The organism is Ruminococcus flavefaciens ATCC 19208 (assembly GCF_000518765.1).
Classification (GTDB): domain Bacteria; phylum Bacillota; class Clostridia; order Oscillospirales; family Ruminococcaceae; genus Ruminococcus; species Ruminococcus flavefaciens.
The window spans coordinates 42,682-63,101 of the sequence record NZ_JAEF01000023.1; the positions used below are offsets into that span (position 1 = coordinate 42,682).

General features: G+C 44.2%; 12 protein-coding genes. 4 read left to right on the top strand and 8 right to left on the bottom strand.

Annotation, left to right across the window (positions count from 1 at the left end):
• Positions 1 to 13: 13 nt before the first annotated feature.
• Positions 14 to 2,500: a DUF4832 domain-containing protein gene (locus tag L870_RS0106160; protein ID WP_028517403.1), complete on the bottom strand. Its 2,487-nt coding sequence runs from the start codon at positions 2,498 to 2,500 to the stop codon at positions 14 to 16.
• A gap of 59 nt (positions 2,501 to 2,559) precedes the next feature.
• Positions 2,560 to 4,515, bottom strand: coding sequence for a bifunctional diguanylate cyclase/phosphodiesterase (locus L870_RS0106165; RefSeq protein WP_028517404.1), 1,956 nt, complete (start codon positions 4,513 to 4,515; stop codon positions 2,560 to 2,562).
• Positions 4,516 to 4,800: 285 nt separating this feature from the next.
• Here L870_RS0106165 and L870_RS0106170 point away from each other — a divergent pair, with 285 nt between their 5' ends.
• A complete protein-coding gene (locus L870_RS0106170; RefSeq protein WP_028517405.1) occupies positions 4,801 to 6,876 on the top strand; it encodes an Eco57I restriction-modification methylase domain-containing protein in 2,076 nt (691 codons plus the stop codon).
• A 361-nt stretch (positions 6,877 to 7,237) separates the two neighbouring features.
• On the opposite strand, the gene L870_RS0106175 is transcribed toward L870_RS0106170, so the two are convergent.
• The 6 genes from L870_RS0106175 to L870_RS0106200 form a co-directional block, all read right to left on the bottom strand.
• Positions 7,238 to 10,129 carry a family 43 glycosylhydrolase gene (locus L870_RS0106175; protein WP_028517406.1) on the bottom strand — a complete coding sequence of 964 codons (2,892 nt, stop codon included), beginning with the start codon at positions 10,127 to 10,129 and terminating at the stop codon, positions 7,238 to 7,240.
• 12 nt (positions 10,130 to 10,141) lie between these two features.
• Positions 10,142 to 10,459, bottom strand: coding sequence for a TfoX/Sxy family protein (locus tag L870_RS0106180; protein WP_028517407.1), 318 nt, complete (start codon positions 10,457 to 10,459; stop codon positions 10,142 to 10,144).
• Positions 10,460 to 10,477: 18 nt separating this feature from the next.
• Positions 10,478 to 10,972: a CDP-alcohol phosphatidyltransferase family protein gene (locus L870_RS0106185; protein ID WP_028517408.1), complete on the bottom strand. Its 495-nt coding sequence runs from the start codon at positions 10,970 to 10,972 to the stop codon at positions 10,478 to 10,480.
• 69 nt (positions 10,973 to 11,041) lie between these two features.
• On the bottom strand, positions 11,042 to 11,416 hold the full coding sequence (locus L870_RS0106190; RefSeq protein ID WP_479725128.1) for a bleomycin resistance protein: 375 nt from the start codon (positions 11,414 to 11,416) through the stop codon (positions 11,042 to 11,044).
• 156 nt (positions 11,417 to 11,572) lie between these two features.
• Positions 11,573 to 14,689, bottom strand: a complete 3,117-nt coding sequence (locus L870_RS0106195) for a carbohydrate binding domain-containing protein (protein WP_028517410.1) — start codon at positions 14,687 to 14,689, stop codon at positions 11,573 to 11,575.
• Between the two features lie 476 nt (positions 14,690 to 15,165).
• A complete protein-coding gene (locus L870_RS0106200; protein WP_028517411.1) occupies positions 15,166 to 16,623 on the bottom strand; it encodes a DUF6937 domain-containing protein in 1,458 nt (485 codons plus the stop codon).
• Between the two features lie 115 nt (positions 16,624 to 16,738).
• Here L870_RS0106200 and L870_RS0106205 point away from each other — a divergent pair, with 115 nt between their 5' ends.
• The 3 genes from L870_RS0106205 to L870_RS16810 are packed head-to-tail and all read left to right on the top strand — an operon-like array spanning position 16,739 to position 20,405.
• A complete protein-coding gene (locus L870_RS0106205; protein WP_028517412.1) occupies positions 16,739 to 17,386 on the top strand; it encodes a TetR/AcrR family transcriptional regulator in 648 nt (215 codons plus the stop codon).
• A 6-nt stretch (positions 17,387 to 17,392) separates the two neighbouring features.
• On the top strand, positions 17,393 to 18,781 hold the full coding sequence (locus L870_RS0106210; protein WP_028517413.1) for an MFS transporter: 1,389 nt from the start codon (positions 17,393 to 17,395) through the stop codon (positions 18,779 to 18,781).
• Positions 18,774 to 20,405, top strand: coding sequence for a glycoside hydrolase family 36 protein (locus L870_RS16810; protein ID WP_037271416.1), 1,632 nt, complete (start codon positions 18,774 to 18,776; stop codon positions 20,403 to 20,405). The genes L870_RS0106210 and L870_RS16810 overlap by 8 nt, the downstream gene beginning before the upstream one ends.
• Positions 20,406 to 20,420 lie beyond the last annotated feature (15 nt).

A 20,420-nucleotide genomic window follows, 5' to 3' on the forward strand; every position in this document is an offset into this window, starting at 1 on the left:
GCCGCTATATTTTTTATTCAAAATTTTCTATAGTACCGAGAAGATACTTCTGTATCTCAAGTGCATCGTTTACTGTGATACCATCTCTATTATTATAAACATCTCCGTTTTTAATGCCCTGTGCTGTTATATGACTGCTGTCGCTTCCGTTTACACCGTATTTATTCGGATTCGATAATGACTGCATTATAAGCACCACATCTGCCATATCAACTGTTCCGTCGAGGTTAACGTCACCGCGCAGCTTTTCATTGGCGTCATTTTCGTTTGTCACAGCCAGAACATTAGCTATATCAAAGGTTTTCTCTATGCCTTCGGCAGTAGTTATTCTCACCGAATACTGTCCCACAGTCGACTGCTGAGCATTTTCTATGGTAAATTTCTGATCTGTAGCATTTTCTATAGCCTCATTATTATGATACCACTGGAATTTCAGATCGGGAAGATCGGTCTTCACGTAAAGATCATGGGTACTTCCCTCTTTGAGCCTCATATTGCAGCTTGCGGAATATACCGAAAAATCAGAAGGTATTACTGCATTTTTCACTGTAATATCACTGAGTAGCTTCCAGCTGTCACTGCTGTCCTGCAAGAATACCCTGAGTGAAGATATCTCGCCGCCTGATTTTAGTCCCATTACCTCAAAAGGTATCATTACCTCTGCCATTTTACCGCTCCACTTGCACTGACTGTCACCGTATGAATCATGATTGAAGTATATATAGCCGTTTGAGGCAAAATATATCCAGTACTTTTCGCCGTTATTGTTCAGCTCTATGTTGTACACGGGAGCTTTGGCAGTATCAGGCATCTCAGTCATTATATAAAGGTTCTTGTCATCAGCCTTTAAATAAACCTTATCATTGCCTTTTTCGGCTATGATATCCTTTTCCTTCCATTCATATTCATTGGTTCTTTTGCCGTCAGTATTTATAAAGCCGTTAAACGTAAGCGGCAGATTATTATACCGCATATCTGTGTACTTATGATATAGAGTATTGTTTGTAACGTGATTATCTGTTTTCGTTATCTCAAAGTTTCCGAGGTAATTTGCACCATAGGTCGGATTCCAGATACCGTCGTTTGCAAATTTTATTCCGTATTTCGGGTGTAGCGGCGCTTTGTCATAGGAAGCGCCGCCGAATTGGTCATCAATTGCGGAAAGCCTCAGATAAATATTCCATTTTCCTTCTTCCATACAGTCAGGGAGCTGCATTTCAAGTTCAGTTTTATTTACCTCGCATGAACTCCATGTATGAGGTTGGATATCTATTTTTGACTGATAGAATATACCGTCTTTTTCAAGTATAAGATATGATTTTGGATAAAATATGGGATTTGCAAAACCTGTATTTTCAATATCAAAATTCAGATCAAGCACTCCGCCCTGCTTTACCTTTGGTGAAAACTCGGATTTGCGCAGAACAAATCGGTAACCGATATGATCTCTTATGAATTTAAATACGCTTTCGCCGTAATACGCGGAGTTATCAACACCATCAACATCATATTCCTTACCGAAGGTATAATCCTCGTAAAGCTTAAAGATATTGCCGTTTATGTAGCTGAGATGAGTTTTGTACATCTCAGGTATTGCATTCTGCGGCAGATATGTGTCAAACTCCTTGGCGTATTCAATATTTCCCGAAAATTCGCCGCCGAAATACACCGATTCTTCATCACCGATCCAGCTTGTTTCTATCTCACGATTTTTATATGTACCGAGATCCGTATCACTCCCCATATATCCGTCATCATAAAGTCCGACACGGTGTGAAAATATCTTTGAATAATCCAGATCAGGCACTTTGAGCAGATGAATATCTCTATCATAAAGCTGCGAACGGTCAATACCTGCCCATTCCGCAAATATATCGGGAGTCCTTACAGATACAGGCACACTTTCGGGGACTGCATCGAGCACTGCATCAAGGAGCTTTGCTTTGTCTTGAACATTATCTGTATACTTTCCGCCGTGCTGCTCCCCCCATTTACCAACAAATCCGCACTCTACAAAAGCAAGTATATCCTCATTATCGGATAATATATTACTTTCCTTTATCTGCCTTACATGATCAAGCACTTTCTGAAACGTCGCAGGCTCGGGATCAGCCGTGCCCTTATCGTCATATCTGAACCTTACAGCTATCATACAGCCGTTTTTACGGCAGTTTTCAAATGTTCTGCGCCATGCATCAAAAAATGTCTCATCAAGATCATAGTCGGCAGTGCCGTTTATTCCCGATGAAAACTGTCCTATATTTATAAAGAAAAGAACTAAACTGCCTTCAGGATCGTAAACCTTCGTTTCGCCGGGGGCACAGTTAGCCCAGACGGTGGTGGTATAGCCTGCTCCCGGATTCTGAATAGTTTCCGTAGTTTCAGTATAATTTATACCGCTGTCTTTAAGTTCATCTGCCGCCTCCGCATATGCTCCGCTCTGAACAGTGCCGAGTGCCAGTACTGAAGCAAATATTATTGAAGCTGTCTTTTTTAACATCTTTCCCTCTCCCTTCGTATATAACAATGGTGCTCCCGAAAAACAGAAGCACCATATATTTAAGCTGATTTTATTTCCTTGCACACGTTAAGTTCGCCCGAGTCGATACGCTTTCTTAGTTCTTCCAGCGGCACAGGCTTGCTGAACAGATAGCCCTGTGCACGTTCACAGCCTATATTACCGAGAAAATCGAACTGCTCCATAGTCTCAACTCCCTCTGTAAGCGATACCATTTTGAGCTGTTTCGTAAGATCAACGATATTTTCAAGTATTGGGCGAGTCTTTTTATTATCCTTAAAGCCTGAAAGGAACTTCATATCTATCTTCAGGACATCAAACTGATAATCCTTCAGAACATTCAGCGAAGAATAACCGCTTCCGAAATCGTCAAGCCATATCTTATAGCCGTAATTTCTGAGTGCCTTGATAGCATTCGGCAGAAAGTCCTGCTGTACCGTAAGTGCGCTTTCAGTTATCTCTATGTCGATAAATTCCTTAGGTACATCGTACTTCTCAACCATTTCACAAAGATATCCGACTATATCGCAAAGCTCGAAATCCAGCCTTGAAAAATTGAGGGATACAGGTGCAAAAGGCTTGTTGTTATCTACCGAATCACGATAATCCTTGCATACCGCCTCTATTATGTACTTATCCAGCTTGTAGATCTGGCGGTACTCCTCCAGTATCTCGATAAAAATTCCCGGTGAAAGAAGTCCGTAATTCGGATCCTGCCACCTTGCAAGAGCTTCAAGGCCGCATATACAGCCTGTTTTCGTTGAGACTATAGGCTGATAATACACCTTGATATAATCGTTCTCAATAGCAGTATCAATGTTATTGACAATATACTGTTTAAGGCGGAATTTATCCTCAAGGGATTTATCGTAGAGCTGGATAGTCCTGTCGTAATGCTTCTTGATACTGTTGCAGGCAAAACGGGCGCGGTCACAGGCAAGGCTCACATCTGCCTCATCGCCTACGGGCTTGTATGCTCCGCATTTCAGTTCAAGGTGTACTTCCCTCTGAAGTTTTTTGACCTCTCCCGAAATTTCACCAATAACATTCTGTACTCCGTCCTCACGGGTAAGTACGACAAAGTGATCGTCTGAAAATCTTGATACAAGAGAACTGCTGAAAGCAGCGTATATCATATGAGCGATACGCTTTAACAGGTCGTTGCCTGCATGAAAACCGTATTTTTCATTGTATGACTTGAAATTCTCGATATCAAAGAACAGGAAAATGATACTATCTCTGTCTGTGGTAACGTAGTTAAGTAGCTTTTCTGCTTCTGTACGGAAATAAACCATATTATGTATTCCCGTAAGCTCGTCCTCAACAGATATCTTCGACAGATATGTATTCACCTCTTCAAGATTCTGGTCTTTAAGTGCCTGCACACGGGTATTGTTATAGTTGGCGATACATACCATCATGGTAGATATCCACATGATAAAGAAATTGATCCGTGTAGCATCTGTTGCGCCTAACTGCCCTGTATTTACAGCCGCCATATTGTCCATCTTGTTAAAGAAATACAGATATGATGCCCCTGATATGATAAAAGCAGCACATGGCTTCCATGTAAGGAGACAAAGTGAAAAGAGCTCCATAGTAAGGAAGGTAAGTATCTGCTCACCCTTTGCGTAATCGTTGACAGATATTTTTATTCCAAAGGAAATACACACAAACGTAAATACCCATTTGATGAGAAAGCCAACTGCTCTGTCAGTTTTCTTTCCCTTCATATACCTCACTGCATAAACAAGCATTATTATTCCCGAAGCAAGAAGAACAAGATAATTTGAGTAATACTTTTCAAAATAATGCCCAAAATTACTCTGAAGATGCTTTTCAAATATGGTTCTTGTCATTCGGATAAGCATCCATACCTCAAGAACAATGACTACTATGGACATATATATGCTCGCACGCATATTCGTCCTGTAAAAATAGTCACGGACATATTTACTTTGCTTTTCAAAGCCAAGTCCCTGCAGCAATACTTTCATGAATTATCCCCCCTTAAAGTAATTCACAAAAATAAATAAATATTTAATTCTAAGACATTATAACATAATAACCGTATCATGTCAATAGAAGTTATATTAATTTGGCGTTTTTGTACACAAAATCAGATAAAAATTAGTATTCAAGCCTGTTTCAAGTTAAACTTTTCTTCCTCAAAGTATAATGCAGCACGAAATAAACTTACTGTGATATTGCTTTAACTTAGATTTTATAGTATAATAAAACATGATACGTGATATACTTCATCATGAAAAGGAGGGAGATAATTGAAAAAAACTATTTTGAAAAATATTGCTGCATCAATAAGAAGCGCTGTTAATTACGGCATCATTTCCGATGATACCGACAGACGCTCTTTTGAAGTTTTTTTCTGCGCCGTTTCAGCACGTTATATGTACGAAAACGGGTTCGGCGATACTGTATCTCCTTCTGAGCTGAACAAACTCATGCCCGATATATTCGGGACGCTTTCAGACAGCAACGAAGTATGCATTGTACAAAAGATATTTGATATGCTTTCCGCTATCCCACATGAAGAATGGCTGAACAATGCTCAGCTCATCGGCCAGCTCTATCAATACTTCAACAGTGAACGGAAAGACCGGATATTCAATGAACTGAAAAAAAATATAAAAATAAGCTCAGACGACCTTCCTGCGGCTACACAGATATTCACTCCCGACTGGATAGTCCGCTATATGACCGAAAATACCCTCGGCAGGATATTCGCCGAAGGCTGCGAATATGATATATCTGAGTACAAATATCTTGTTCAGGAAAAAATAAAGTGCAAAAAAAATATATCCCCTGAGGAGATATCCTTAATCGACCCCTGCATGGGCAGCGGCAATATCCTTTTATACGCCTTCGAGCTTTTTATGAAACTGTACATCTCAAAGGGATATACCGAAATACATGCTTGCAGGCTCATACTTACAAAAAATCTTTACGGGATAGATATCGACAGCCGTGCCCGCAGGCTTGCTCATTTCTCACTGCTTATGAAGGCTTGTGAATACTGTCCCGAAATTATAAGCTCCGGTATAAAGCCTCAGCTTTTCGAAATGGAGAATATTACTACAGATGAGCATGACCCGTTCTTTAACAGCGACCTTTTCGGCAGTCTTATCAGACCAGTTTCTTCTCCTGATCAAAAAAATGCAAAAGCTATGAAGCTTTATGAGCTGCTCACAAGGAAATATTCAGCTGTAGTCACTAATCCGCCTTATATGAGTACAAGGAATATGAACAGCAGCCTGCTCAGTTTCATAAAAACAAACTATGCAGATTATTCCGCTGACCTTTTTTCTGCATTCATAGTCCGCTGTACCGAGCTGACAGAAAAGGACGGTTATATCGGCTTGCTTACACCTTATGTGTGGCTGTTCATCAAAAGCTACGAAGAACTGCGAAAGCTTCTGTTTACTCAGAAGCATATCAATGACCTGATACAGTATGAATATTCCGCATTCTATGACGCTACCGTCCCCTTGTGCGCTTTCACTTTTAAGAATTCGCCGTCAGAGGAAAAGAGTACCTTCTTCCGCCTGACAGATTTCAGAGGCGGACTTGAAGTTCAGCGTGAGATGTTCTTAAATGCTCTTAATGACCGCAGCTGCGGCTACGTTTACAAAACGGACTCCAAAACCTTTGAGAATATCCCTTCCTGTCCTGCTGCTTACTGGCTTAGTCCTCGGATATCAGAGCTTTACGCAAAATATCCTCCCCTCGGAAGTATAGCTGCTCCGCGCAAGGGCAATTCCACCTCTGACAACGAGCGTTTTCTCAGACTTTGGCACGAAGTGGATAAAAGCAAGATGAACCTTAACTGCCAACATATCGACCGCGCCGAGACACGCGAAAAGCGCTGGTTCCCGTACAATAAGGGCGGCGGCTACCGTAAGTGGTACGGCTTTAACGACTATCTCATCGACTGGTATGACGATGCCTCGGAGATGAGAAGCATACCTACCGCTGTCATTGCAAATTATAAGTATTTCACCATGCCCGGGCTTACATGGTCTACGCTAACAAGCGGCAAATTCAGCATAAGGCAGTTCGGTGAAGGCTATATTTTCGATAACGGCGGCTGCTGTATCTTTGAGCTCGGCGATAAAAAGAACTACATATGCGCACTGCTCAATTCAAAGGTTTTTGCATATATATTCGGTCAGCTCAACCCTACGCTGAATTTTCAGTCGGGTGAAGTTGCAAAGTTCCCCTTCGTTTTCAAAAAATCGGCTGCTGTTGACAAGCTTGCCGAGGAATGTACAGCTATTTCAAAATCCGAGTACGACAGCTTCGAGACAAGCCGCGATTTCAAACGCCACCCACTTGTTTAGCCGTTAGCCTTTAGCCGCGGATTTAATTCGGAATTTGGAATGCGGAATTATGAATTGTAGGGACGACCATTGGTCGTCCGCCTATCATACATAAACTATAAATGGCACACTGTAGGGGCGAACAGTGTGCGCCCGTTTGGTGTGCGCCCGTCAATCACGCATAAACTCTTGCTCGGTTGCTTGGTTGGTTGCTTGCTTGCTTGGTTGGTTGCTTTCTTGACCTTTATTCTATGCAATATACTTTAGCAATTTAAACTGTTCAAGATAGCAAGGAAGCAAGATGGCATGAGTTTATTATGCCATCTTCCATAACTATCATCTTTATATCACTTAAAAAAGGGCGGAAATATCCGCCCTTTCATTATCCTACCGTAACTGTAGCTGTTACAGTCTTATTTGTCGGTGATATCTCTGCATCATCGCTGAGATTGAGTACAGGTGTACCGTTTCCGTCAAAGCACACGCGCTTTATACGGGTATGTCTGCAAGGGTCATAGAGCGGGTCTTTATTGTATGTTCCGCAGCCCTGTGATGCATGACTTGCAGGACGGGCATGATACACGATAAGCAGATTGCCCTTTTCATCGGTAACAAAGCTGTTATGTCCCGGTCCCGACTGGTCTTTCAGGTCTGAGGTCTGGAGTACAGGACTGCTCAGCTTTTTCCAGCTGCTAATATCCATAAGGTCGGAATTTATATCAGCTTCAAGCCTGCCCACACAATACTCCGAGCCTGTACCCGATGCTGAGAAGAAAACATACACTTTCTTATCAGTTTTAAGTACCGCCGCACCCTCATTTACGCGGTTATTCACCTTTTCCCAGTTGTATTCGGGCTTTGTGAGCATTATTGGCTTTGAAGTGAGCTTCCACGGCTGTGACGGGTCTATCTCCGCCATAAACAGCGAGGAGTCGCCTTTTATTTCAGCCCATATCACATAGTGCTTTCCGTTGTTCTCGAAATATGTCATATCCAGCGAGAAATTCGCAAATGACGATGTATCGCCAGATGACGCCTGCATCTGTCCGCACTCTGTCCAGCTGCCCGTGAACGGATCACCGTCACATTTCAGCACATAAGGTCTTATAGCCCATATATCGTCACTTGCGCCTGCGGCAAAGAAAATGTACCACGAATTGCCTATCTTGTGCATTTCGGGTGCCCAGATATGCTTTGAAAGTATGCCGCTTGAGTGTGCTTTCCAGATAGTTTTTTCTTCTGCGGAAGCAAGTCCGCCCACAGTGTTGCTGCGTCTGAGGATTATGCGGTCATAGCCCTTGTCAACGCTGCCATATGCAGGATAAGAAGCTGTAAAATAGTAGTAGCCGTCCTCGCCGTCAACTACATAGGGGTCGGCTCTTTCCTTTATAAAAGGGTTATCATAAAGCTCCGAGCTGGACTTTACTGTGCCGCTGACCTTGTAAGTACCAGCCTTTGCGGTGTCAACTTTAGCAATATCTGAGCTGTTCCACTCAACACTAAGCTCGCCATTTCCGCCGCCTGTATACTCAGCAGTAACGGTTTTCGGCATTTCAAGTCTCTGACCAAGTCCCACATTTACTGACACAGGCTTTACTCCCGTATTTATTGGAGCAAGCCCTGCTGAGGGATAAGCGTTTATCAGAGCTGTGTACTGGTCTGCATTTATAGGGATAACATATCCGTGACGAGGCGTGAAGTTGAAGCTGTAGCTGTTTCGGCTTACTGTTGTGAAGTTCACAAGGTCGCTTGTCTCCTGCATTACGTAGTAACCGTCACCGTAAGCATCTGACATCATCAGCCACTTGTCCTGACCGATCAGCTTGTAGATATTAGGTCCTTCAACGCCGATATTTCCCTCGGACACCTGTTTTATCTCGCTGTAGGGGCCGCTTGCATGGTCGGCTGTAGCAAGATAAATACGCTTGTTAGTCTCGTTCTTGTAGTACATATAATACTTGTTTCCAACATGGATTATATCAGAGTCGATAGCGTCGTTGCCATTCTTAGGAGCAAACAGCAGCTGCGGCTCTGTATCAAGGCGTTTCATGTCCTTGCTGTACGCGTAATACATGATAGTTCTGTCGTCTCGTCCCGGAACTCTCGCTGCAAAATATATCATATAGGACTGCTTCTCGGGATCGTAGATAGCCTGAGGTGCCCACGCACGGTCTGCCCCCTGCATTATAGGATACTTATTTGCTATCTCGATGCTTGTCTCGTCGAACCAGTGAACAAGGTCTGTAGACTTGGCACTGAGGAGATTTCGGTTGCTGTTCCAGCCCAGTGAGGACTTCATATCCGTAGCCAGCATATAATACAGTCCGTCCTCGCCCTTAAAAATATACGGGTCACGGAGACACTCAGTACCTACGCTTGATTTCCACACAGCACCGCCGCCGTTGAGTGCCTTGAAATTGTAGCCGTCAGTACTTACTGCATAGGAAAGACGTTCCTGCTCGGGAGAGTTACCGAGGAAGTATGCAAACAAATACGCTACGTCAGGCTTTTCAGTGGAAATCGTGCTGTAAGTCTCCATATTCACTTCTTTTCCTGCAATAAAGCTTGTGAGCAGTACAAGATCGGCTGTATTCACAGTTCCGTTATTGTCAATATCGGCAACTGCCGACATTGTATCGTCAAAGCCGCTGATAACGCCTTTCTGCATGATGATACGGTCGAATATATCAACTGCACCGTCAAAGTTAAGGTCGCCGCGGACAAATTTAAAATCGCCGCCTACAGGTCGGATATAGAACTTTTGTCCTTCACCTGCCCAGTAGTCCCACTGGTCGATATTAGCTCCGTTTTCGTGACTGATATCGTATACGTCAAGTGCGGCATTTCCCGAACACTCACCTGTGATATAGTATGCATCATCTGTACGGTGGAGTATGAAATGCTGAGCCGCTGTGTCCTTGTACTCCGAGAGGTAGATGTTGTTTCCGTTGGTGGAGTCGCCGTTCTCAACAGTAAGCGCAAGATTTCTGTCCCTGCCCGAGAGTATGCAGCATTTTCCGTCCCCTGCACTCTCGATATGCCATACCTGCGAGTCGTCGCCCAGTTTCTCCCACTGATGAACATTTCCGTCATTTGCTGCTGTTATGTACTTGCCGCTGAGCCTCACCATGATAGTGTAATCAGCTCCGCTTATGACTTCGCCGTAGCTGTCTGCATAGTCCGCCTTTACCTGTGCATGAGAACTAACAGGATAAGCCGTAAAAGCCATTGCAGCTGCGCCAGCGATCGCAAGCAGCCGTTTAAATTTTCCCATTTTTCCAACCTCCTATTTACGTTTTTTCTTAGGCAACGGCAGTTCGTCCGCCATTGCCTCAAAAAGCTCCTTCAGAAATGCTTTATTCTCAATATCCTCAACAAGCAGCATTGCCTTTGCGCCATCATAAGGTATTTCAAGGCAGACATCAGGCATAAGTGCTCTTGCTTTTTCCGTGTTCTTTACAAGAAATCTGTCATCGTATATACCGCCGATAACTCTGCCCTGATAGTAGATAATGTACTCCCCCATCATAGCTCTGTAGGATATATCGCTGAGCTCTGAGAGCTGTTCCAGTACAAATTCAAGATAATCCTTTGATGACGACATTTTGATGTTTTCCTTTCTTTAAGTGCTGTTTCGTCTGCTAAAAACAATGCAGCTTTCATGGATAGCAGCCGCAGCGGCAACTGAGCATACGACAGCTGCACTATACCTTATGTCAATAAATGAAACTGTAAACGGAAGAATAAAACCCAGACCTCCTGCCGCCTTATTAATGACAGAATGAACTGCTGTGAGTTTTTTATGTATCATATACCCTGATAAGATATTACCGAGCTTTATCACTGCAATGATAGCGACGAAATAATATGCCCATGTGGGCATACTCAGCAAAGGCAGAAGCTTTATACAGCATATCGTTGCAAATATCATATCAGCAGCCGTATCCAGACTTGAACCGAATTCACTTACCGTATTCGTTTTTCTCGCAACTGCTCCGTCAGCAATATCTGAAATACCTGCTGCCATATACCAAAAATAAAAAGCAGGAGTGAATGCCGTGCAAAACAGCAGTGCAATACTTGCAAGCACTCTTATCCCTGTTATGATATTTGCCATTTAATTAATTCTCCGATAATATATAACGGGACGCCGAGGACGCCGTCTCCTATGATTCTATTCCCTGCTTTATTCCGTAAAACGCAATAAATATCCATCAGGATCCTGCACCAGAAACTCCTTCTGAACTATCTCCTCATTGCCGCTCCTATAGCTGCTGACCTTCATCTCTCTGAACGGTCTGATACCTGCGTCTGAAAGCCGTTTGTAAACAGCCTCCACATCAGAAACCGTCATTTCAAAATTGATGCCGCGACCGAATGGATATTCGAGGACACCCACACTCCAGTGACCGTTTTCCTGCTCAAACATCATCTGTATATCCTCATAAGAGAGAAAAATAAATTTATCTTCGGGTCTTTCGTATTCTACTCTGAATTGCAGCACTCCCACATAAAACTCTATGGTACGCTCAATATCAGCAACTGTCAGTTCAGGTATCATGGAATTGAATCTCAACCGCTTCACCCCACAATTATCAATTTGACTCTAAAAACATTTTATACTATTTTCTCCAAAAAATCAATAGTTTTTTGTACTTTTTCATATCCTTTGACACAAAAAGCTCCGACACGAAGTCGGAGCTTTTAACGTCAGTTTTTACTTTACAAGACCGATGCCCCAGATAGTGAAGCTGCCGCTGCCTGTGATTGAAACATCGAGATCTCCCGAAGTCTCCTGGTAGTAGCCGAGCTCTGCATCAGGACCGCCCCATGTGTACTGCTTGTTGCCGTTGACCTTTGTGGTCTTGCCGTTTACAGTAACATTGATGCTGCCCATTCCGCTGCTGTTAGCCTTGAATACGATTATGAGTCCCTTACCCTGAGTCTTGAAGGTCATAGGATTTCCACCGTTAAGGGTGTAGGAGTAAGGAAGTGAATTATAACCTGTACCTGCTCTCCATGAACCTGCATTGAAGTTATTGAGAGTCTTAGGATCAACGTTTACGCATGATGCATACTCTGCACCGTAAACATATGAAGTAGGCTGTGTATAGCCTGTTGACTGGTTCTCAGACTTTAATGCCTGACGCACATAGTATGCCATACAGTCTGCTACGAGCTGACCGCCCTTCTGATGCGGGTGATACTCGTCTGTGTAGTAGTCGCTTGCCTGGAGGAATTTGCTGTTGAACGCCTTTGTAAGTGCGTCGTCCATGCTGATTACAGGGATATCGAAGTTCTTGCCGATAGGATACATCTGTGACTGGCTTGAGAAACCGCCCTTTGCACGTGTGATAAGTACACATACGGCAGGCTCGTTAGGCATATCAAGGAACTTCTTGATACAGCTCTCGAAGCACTTCTTATACATGATATCCTCATGGTCGTTAACCGAGAATTCAAGGAATATGATATCAGGATTCTGAGATACGATATCCTTCTCGCTGCGGACAAGTCCTACAACTGAAGAAGTACCTGACATACCTGCGTTTATTTCCTTAAAGCTGCCCTTAGCGAATGTGTTCTTGAGGTAATTCGAGAACGGAGTTGTATAGTTCTTGCCCTCTGTGATAGAACCGCCGAGGTAAGCTACTGTAAGTGACTCACCGTTTTCAGCTGCTGTGAGCTTCTGAGCAAGTCTGTAAGTGTTGCCCATGTGCTTGATAGAGCTCTTATAGAAGTCGATGTACTGAGCAGAAGCTGTCTCCTGATAGTTGTCCCACTTTGATGTGTCGATCTGTGGTGCAGGAGGAGTTTCAGGCTCCGGCCATGCTGTGATCTTGCCCAGGATAAATGACTGGATAGCAACAAGGTCATTTACCTCAAACTTGCCGTTCTGGTCAACATCGGCAGCCTTTGAATAATCGCCTGCTACAATAGCCTTTCTTGCAGCTATCATATCAAGTGAGTCGATAGCTCCGTCGGAGTTTACATCGCCGAGGATAACAGGCTTAGGAGGCTCTGCGCCGTTTATCTCTGTTCCTTCGGGAGCACCTACAGCGTCATCAACGAAGAAGCTGATATAGTCGCTGTCATTCTCGTCAGTCTCAACATAGAGCTGAAGGTCAGATGCACCTGCCGGGATAGTATAGCTCTTGTTTGCCAGCTGTACCCATTCTCCCTTTGGTACGGTAACAGATGCGATATGATCGTACTTTGTCTCAGTACCGTCCGAGTACTGGAGAGAAAGCTGGAAGGTCTGCTCGGAAGGTCCGCTGTTGTACTTTACATTTGCAGCGAAGCTGTAAGCGTTGCCCGGTACGAAAGTTCTTGCACTGAGTGACTTTACAGCACCGTTCCATGTAGCTGTTCTGCCCGATACAGCAAGGCTGCCGTTACCGCTGAGCTTTTCAGATGTAGTTGACTCTACAGTTGCAGCTCCTCTTCCCGACCAGCTGTTTGTACCCGAATCATATGTATCGTGGAAGAAATAGCCGTCTTCATCAAGGTTCTTGGAAGGATCTACTGCCTCGCCCTCAGTTGTGAGAACGAATGTTGTAACGCTTTGTGCAGGAAGTGAAGCTGAGAAGCTTGTTCCGTTGGCGCTTAGCTCCTTCTTTGCAATATTTGCGGAAGCCGAGGTTGTATAGCTGTCAACGTACTGTATGCTCTCGCCGCTTCCCATTGAGAATTCCTGATTGACAGCTGAATTGTTTTTATTGATAGCAACTACAGCAACGTTTCCGTCTGTGTTCTTATATGCAGATACGAGAACGTTTGTGTTGGGCTGCTCTGTTACGCCGATACGCTGTGCGCCGGGACGTACCCACTTTGAGTACTGAGCCATGCTGTATCCGCGCTTGCTGATAGTGCCATTTTCCTTCATAGGACCGTAGTTTCTTCTGATATACCACCATACGTAAGCATTGAGGTTGCCAACAACGAGGCCGTTGTGGATATTCTCGGCTACCTGGAGTCCCTCAGGCCAGCGGTCATTTGAGTCTGCCTCACTGTTTGGTACATAGACCTCTGTCATCCAGATATCCTTACCGCAGTTTTCAAGTGACGGGAAATCCATCTGGCTGCGCTGTGTACCGTAGAAATGAGTACCGAAAAGGTCTGTATTTGCCATTGCCTGACTGTTTCCGAGGATAGCGTTGTAGATATCCTTCTTATACTGGAAGCTCTCAGGCGACATGAGTTTGACATTTGTGCCTTCCTTTATGGTCTTGCCGTACTGAGCTATGAATGAAGCAAGATCACTTGCGCTCCAGTATGTCCACTCGGAAGCGTAGTCAGGCTCGTTCTGGATAGATACGGAATAAAGATCAATACCCTGACCTTCCATATACTTACAATAGCTGTTGAGGTGCTGTGCATATTCAGCCCACTTATCCTTCTTGAGCTGATACTTACCGCCGTTAAGTCCGCCGTTTACTGTATTACGGATAGCAGCAGGAGGATTCCACGGTGAAGCAAATACTGTAGCGCCGAGTGCCTGAGCTCGTTTGGCAGTAGGAACTGCTCTGCTCCACGCGCTGCTGTCATCGCTGACATAAATACGCAGGATTGTAAATCCAAGCTCGTCATCACCGTTTCCGAATGCCTTCTGTACCTGTGCATCGGTCATATCTCCCTGTGTTATCCAGTCAGGAAGATTTATTCCGCCGAAACCTCTGATAGTCTGGTATACATCGGTAGTATCAATTACCGCTGCACCTGCCGCAGAAGCCTCAATTACGTAATCGTCGGGAAGAATATTCACACCTGCGAACAGCAAAGCCGAGGCTGTCACAACAGAGAGCATCTTCCCTAATAAGGTTGAATGTTTCATGCTATCACTCCTTTTCATAAAAACATAACTTATTATTACCGATTTAATTATACTTTACTGCTTGTAATAAAACAACCTATTTTTTACATATAAGGTGGACTTTATGACGGTCAAGTAGAATTTTCAGCATATTACACATCATGTGCAGGTACATATTGTTTAAATCAAACAAAAATCGAGATTAATTCGATTGGAACGCGTAATTTAAGTAATATACACAATTTTTCAGCATATTGCACTATCTTTATTATAACTTATCTACATATATTTGTCAAGTGAGCAGAATACTGCCTTTATGCTAAAAAAATTCACGGCTTTTGCCGCAATTGCAAAACGCCGTGAATCAATACCATTATCAGAAAATGCTTTGTTCTATACCTAAATTCATCATATCAACTTAAAATACAGTAATATGCTGTAACGCCTTTACTGATAGTAATATCTTTACATCAGCAAATCACAAACTCAGCATAAATTTACTGCTTTCTTCCCCTGAAAGCCAGCTCTACTGCCCGATACGCTCCATCATATACGCCTGCTTTTTTAGCTGTGAGGATATGTCCGCACATTTTTTCGATGATATCACCGCCATGCTGTATCATGTCGATCATTGCCGCAGTTTCGGCAGCTGTTGTACATTCATATGTGCCGTCACCTATCTCCGCAGCACGGACAGCGCCCCATGCTTCGTGACCGCCCACACGCTTTATCATAAGCTTAGGCACAGGATAAAATGCAAGCTCGCTTGGCTTGGTTATGAGCACATCGCTGCACCGCATAAGCAGGTTAGTCGAATACACCGCCGCAAATATATCCTTGTGACAGAATGCGTGTATCCCTCTTGCTTCTCCGTCATATGCAGCCCTGCAAAATCTCGTTGTCTCTCCGAAATCGTCAAAATGCTCATGCAGGAAAGGCTTCATCTGCGGAACAGCAGTTACAAGCTCATGCCATACCTTGTCATGGTCACCAACATTTATAAACAGCGCAGCCTTGCCGGCTTTTACAGCAGGCAGCAGCTTCCTGATAACAGCCACGAATATTTCCTTCTGCGCACCTGCTCCACCTACAGACATGAGCCAGCGTTTGGTTTTTCCGCCAACCGCACGCGCGGTACGCCTTTTACAGTCCTCTTCGATGTTGCTCACAAGCTCATGGTCGATATAGTGACCTGTGTAAACTATAGCTTCCTTAGGCATCGGCTTCAGCTGACGCTTTTTGTCCATGCCGCGCAGCGCCCTGTAACCCAGATAGGACGAAGGAGTCTGGACTGTATGTATCGCACCCTCGGAAAGATGAAGTCCCATAGGCCAGTTGTCGGGGATAGCGTTCACCACATGAGTAAGCCCTGCATGGACTGCCGCCTGTGACGGCCACACATGAGTCGCAACATAGGGTATATCCTTCGGAAGGTCACGGAATACAGCTGTCATCAGCTCAGTTGTTTTCTGATCCATGCTGTTATATGTGAGCTTTCGGAACCCTTCGCTGTTGAGAGGCTCCCACACAAGCTTATTGAAAAGACTGAATTTCTGGGACAGCCTTGAACCGAGCGAATACAGCTCGTTCTGCTCCGCGATTATCTTTCCGCAGGAAGCCTGCTTGAAAGAATGAAGGTCGAACCAGTAGGGCTCATATCCCATAGCGTGAGCCGCTGAAGCTATCGCCATTGATATCCTGTAATGACCGAAGCCCATACGGATATTACCTATAATTATGCTCTTTTCATCAAATTTGCAGCCGCTCTCTTTGCCGAGAACTATCTGACGAACTCCAAGAGGCTCGCTGATAGCAGGTGCGGGGACAGCCGCAAGGTGATAAACGGTCTCTGTATCGTCACCGTATCTGCTCATGTACTTTCCCTTGGTCTTTACCGCCTTTTTGTAGGCTTTACGGGAAATTTCATTCTCAAAAATATATTTCGATCTATCCATAAAAATCCCTCCAAGGTCTTGACAAAACTTATAAAATATGTTAAAATATTTCTAAGGAATGATAGACTGTCTATCATCTGATATATAGTCTATCACAAAAAAGGAGGTTTGTCAAGTGGTAAACGAATTTTCTCAGGAAACTTTAAAAAACAAGCGTTTTGAAAAAGCCGTCGAAGTAAGTGCCCAGCTTTTTCTGAAAAATGGCATAGAGAACGTAAAGATGACCGATATCGCTGACGAATGCGGCATCGGCGTTGCTACACTGTACAGATATTTCGGAACAAAAAACGGTATAACCATCGCAGCTATGACTTATATGTGGAACGAGCTCAACAAGATGTTCAGCGATATTTTTGAGTCAGATGTCTTTCTTTCACAGAGCGGTATAAAGCAGATAAACGATCTTATGAGAATGTTCGCTGTACTCTATCAGGCTCACCCTGCCTTTATGCGGCTTCTTGCAGAGTTTGACCTTATGCTCTCATCAGGTGATATCCCCAAAAAGGAACTGAAGGATTACGAGAAGTCTATTATAAACTTTTATCCTGTATTTGAAAGGTCCTATATGACAGGCATTTCCGACGGAACTGTCCGCGAGATACCCGATGTCCGTCTTTTTTATCTATCATACGCCCATACGCTCATGGAGCTCAGCAAAAAGCTCATTCAGGGAGAGCTTCTCCCCGGTGATGACTTTTCAAATGCCGAGCATGAACTTGGAACCATTATCGACACCGCCGTATTCTTTCTGAAAAAGGAGTGACGCATTATGGAGGGCAAAAAAACTGCTGCCAACAAGATATTATGGATATTCGCTATCGGTCAGCTTGGCTGGTCCATACTTGCGGGAATCATCTCAAACTGGCTGGTATTCTTCTATCAGCCCAGTCAGGAGGAGCTTGCGAAGGGTCAGACCACTCTGATACCTCAGGGGACATTCATCGGTCTTACCGTTATCGGTGTGATAACTGCTGTGGGACGTATCTTCGATGCAGTTACTGATCCGTTCATTGCAGGTAAGTCCGATTCTATGAAGCACAGACTGGGCAGGCGCATACCTTTCATGCGTCTTGCTGCTGTACCATTCGGTATAGTTACAGTAATGATGTTCGTTTCTCCGTTTGAAGCAGGCAGCAAGGGCAATGTTGCCGTTCTGTTCCTGTTCGCCATGCTTTTCTATCTGTGCATGACCTGCTACTGCACCCCATACAACGCACTTATCCCGGAGCTTGGCAGTACACAGAATGCACGAATAAATCTCTCCACCTATATCTCCGTGACATACTTCTTCGGTACGGGCATCGCGTTTTTCCTGCCGAATATAGCAGGCATCTTCACGGAAGGCCTCGGTTATGCAAACGGCTACCGCGTAAGTATCGCCATACTCGCAGCCATTGCAGTGATATGTATGCTCGTTCCTGCATTTCTTATCGACGAGAACGAGTATGTTGATACTACTCCGAGCAAAAGCTCTGCGTTCAGCTCTCTCCTTTCCACCTTCAAAAACAAGGATTTCCGCATTTTTGTATGCTCGGATATACTCTACTGGATAGGTCTGACCCTGTTCCAGACAGGTCTGTCATTCTATGTTACAGTTCTTCTCGGACTCGATGCTAAAATGACATCTACTCTCTTCATAATAATGACAGTATCTTCACTGTTATTCTATCCTGCGGTAAATGTATTCTCCAAAAAACTGGGCAAAAAGAAGCTCATCTCATTTGCCTTCCTTTTCTTCTCTGTCGCCTTTATCGTAACAGCAGGCGCAGGTCTTTTCGATATCCCTGCTATGGCATACGGAGTTATAATTGCAGTTCTCGCAGCACTGCCAATGGCTATACTCGGCATACTTCCGCAGGCTGTTGTTGCCGATATATCCGAGGAGGACAAGCTTGCTACGGGTGAGAGCCGTCAGGGTATGTTCTACGCTGCAAGAACTTTTGCCTTCAAAATGGGACAGTCACTTGCCATGCTGCTGTTCACAAGTATCGCACTTGTGAACTCAGACGTAAAAAAGGGCGAATCAGGCTACGGTCTCGGCTATCGTCTTACCGCTGCCCTTGCAGCCGTACTGTGTCTGCTGGGCGGTCTTGTATTCTTTAAATACAACGAAAAGAAAGTCCTCAAACGAATAGAGGAGGGTCAGAAAAATGCTTAAATTCAAGTCGCTGCAATTCCTTTACAAAGACGGTGAAAACGATTTTATGGCAATTACCTCAAGCTCATTGAGAAACGACAGAATGGAGCTTGAAATAAACACTCATGACGACGTTTTTACCGTGTCTGTCAAAGCAAACGAAACCATAACTATTCAGAAAATGTACGCAGAATTTGAATACGTGTACAGTGAGGACGAAAAGATATTCCTGAACGGATATCAGTCATGGACGGATTCAATTGAACATGATATCAATGATAAAATGCGCGGTATCAGACATATTCCCTGTGCAATACGCGAAAAATATGCATTTTCGCAGTACGGCGACTATAATTTTGCCGATTACGGTGAATATATGCACGGCTGGACTTACGGTTATATCAGACGCGGTGATAATTATTGCTTCATTGGCTCGCTCTCGGAGGAAAGCGGCTTCACACAGATAATAACCAAAACAGACAAGAATATCATAGCATTTCAGAAGGACTGCTCAGAGCTGGATATCAGCGGCGAATGGTGCGCATTAAAGCTGTATCTTGCAGAGGGAGCGGAAAGAGATGTATTCGACATTTACTTCGATCTTCTCGGAGTTGCTCCGAGAAAAGGTGCAAAGCCTGTTTTCGGCTATACAAGCTGGTACAATCACTTTCAGGATATCAGCGAGGAAACTATTTCCGTTGACCTTTCCGGCTTTGACGCTATTTCCGCAAAAGCAGACGTTTTCCAGATTGACGACGGCTGGCAGACTGCGGTTGGAGACTGGCTTTCGGTAGATGCTGATAAATTCCCCAAAGGCATGAAAAAAGCTGCCGATGACATCAGAAACGCAGGCATGACCGCCGGAATATGGCTGGCTCCCTTTATATGCGAGGAAAACTCGGAAATATTCAGGAACAAAAAACACTGGCTTGTCCCCGACGGCAAGAGAGGATTCGTAAAAGGAGGCTCTAACTGGAGCGGCTTCTACGCACTTGATATTTACAATTACGAAGTGAGGACGTATATCAAAAACGTTATCAGCACTATCGTAAACGACTGGGGATACGGACTTCTGAAGCTGGATTTCCTCTATGCTGCCTGCATAGTTCCGAGAAGAGAAAAGCCGCGCGGTCAGATAATGTCTGAAGCTATGGACTTCCTGCGCAAATGTGCAGGCGATGCTTTTATACTCGGCTGCGGAGTCCCGCTTGCTTCGGCATTCGGAAAGGTGGATTACTGCCGTATCGGCTGCGATGTCACTCTCGACTGGAACGACAAGCCACATATGCGTCTCATGCATCGTGAACGAGTAAGCACTAAAAATTCCATTCTCAATTCTGTTTTCCGCCGTCAGCTGGATCACAGGGCATTCCTAAGCGATCCTGATGTATTTCTGCTCAGACCCTGCAATATATCAATGTCCGAGGAGAAAAGAAAATGTCTTGCGGAAATAAACGCACTTATGGGAAGTGTACTATTTACTTCCGATAATTTCTTTGATTATACCGAGACAGAACTGAAGGAGCTTTCCAGAATATTAAAAATACGCGGCGCAAATATAATATCGGCTGATCTCAATGACAGCGAGCTGACACTGAAATTCAGGATTGGTGAGAAAAAGTATATAAAAATATACAGCATATGACACAAAAGGCTGACT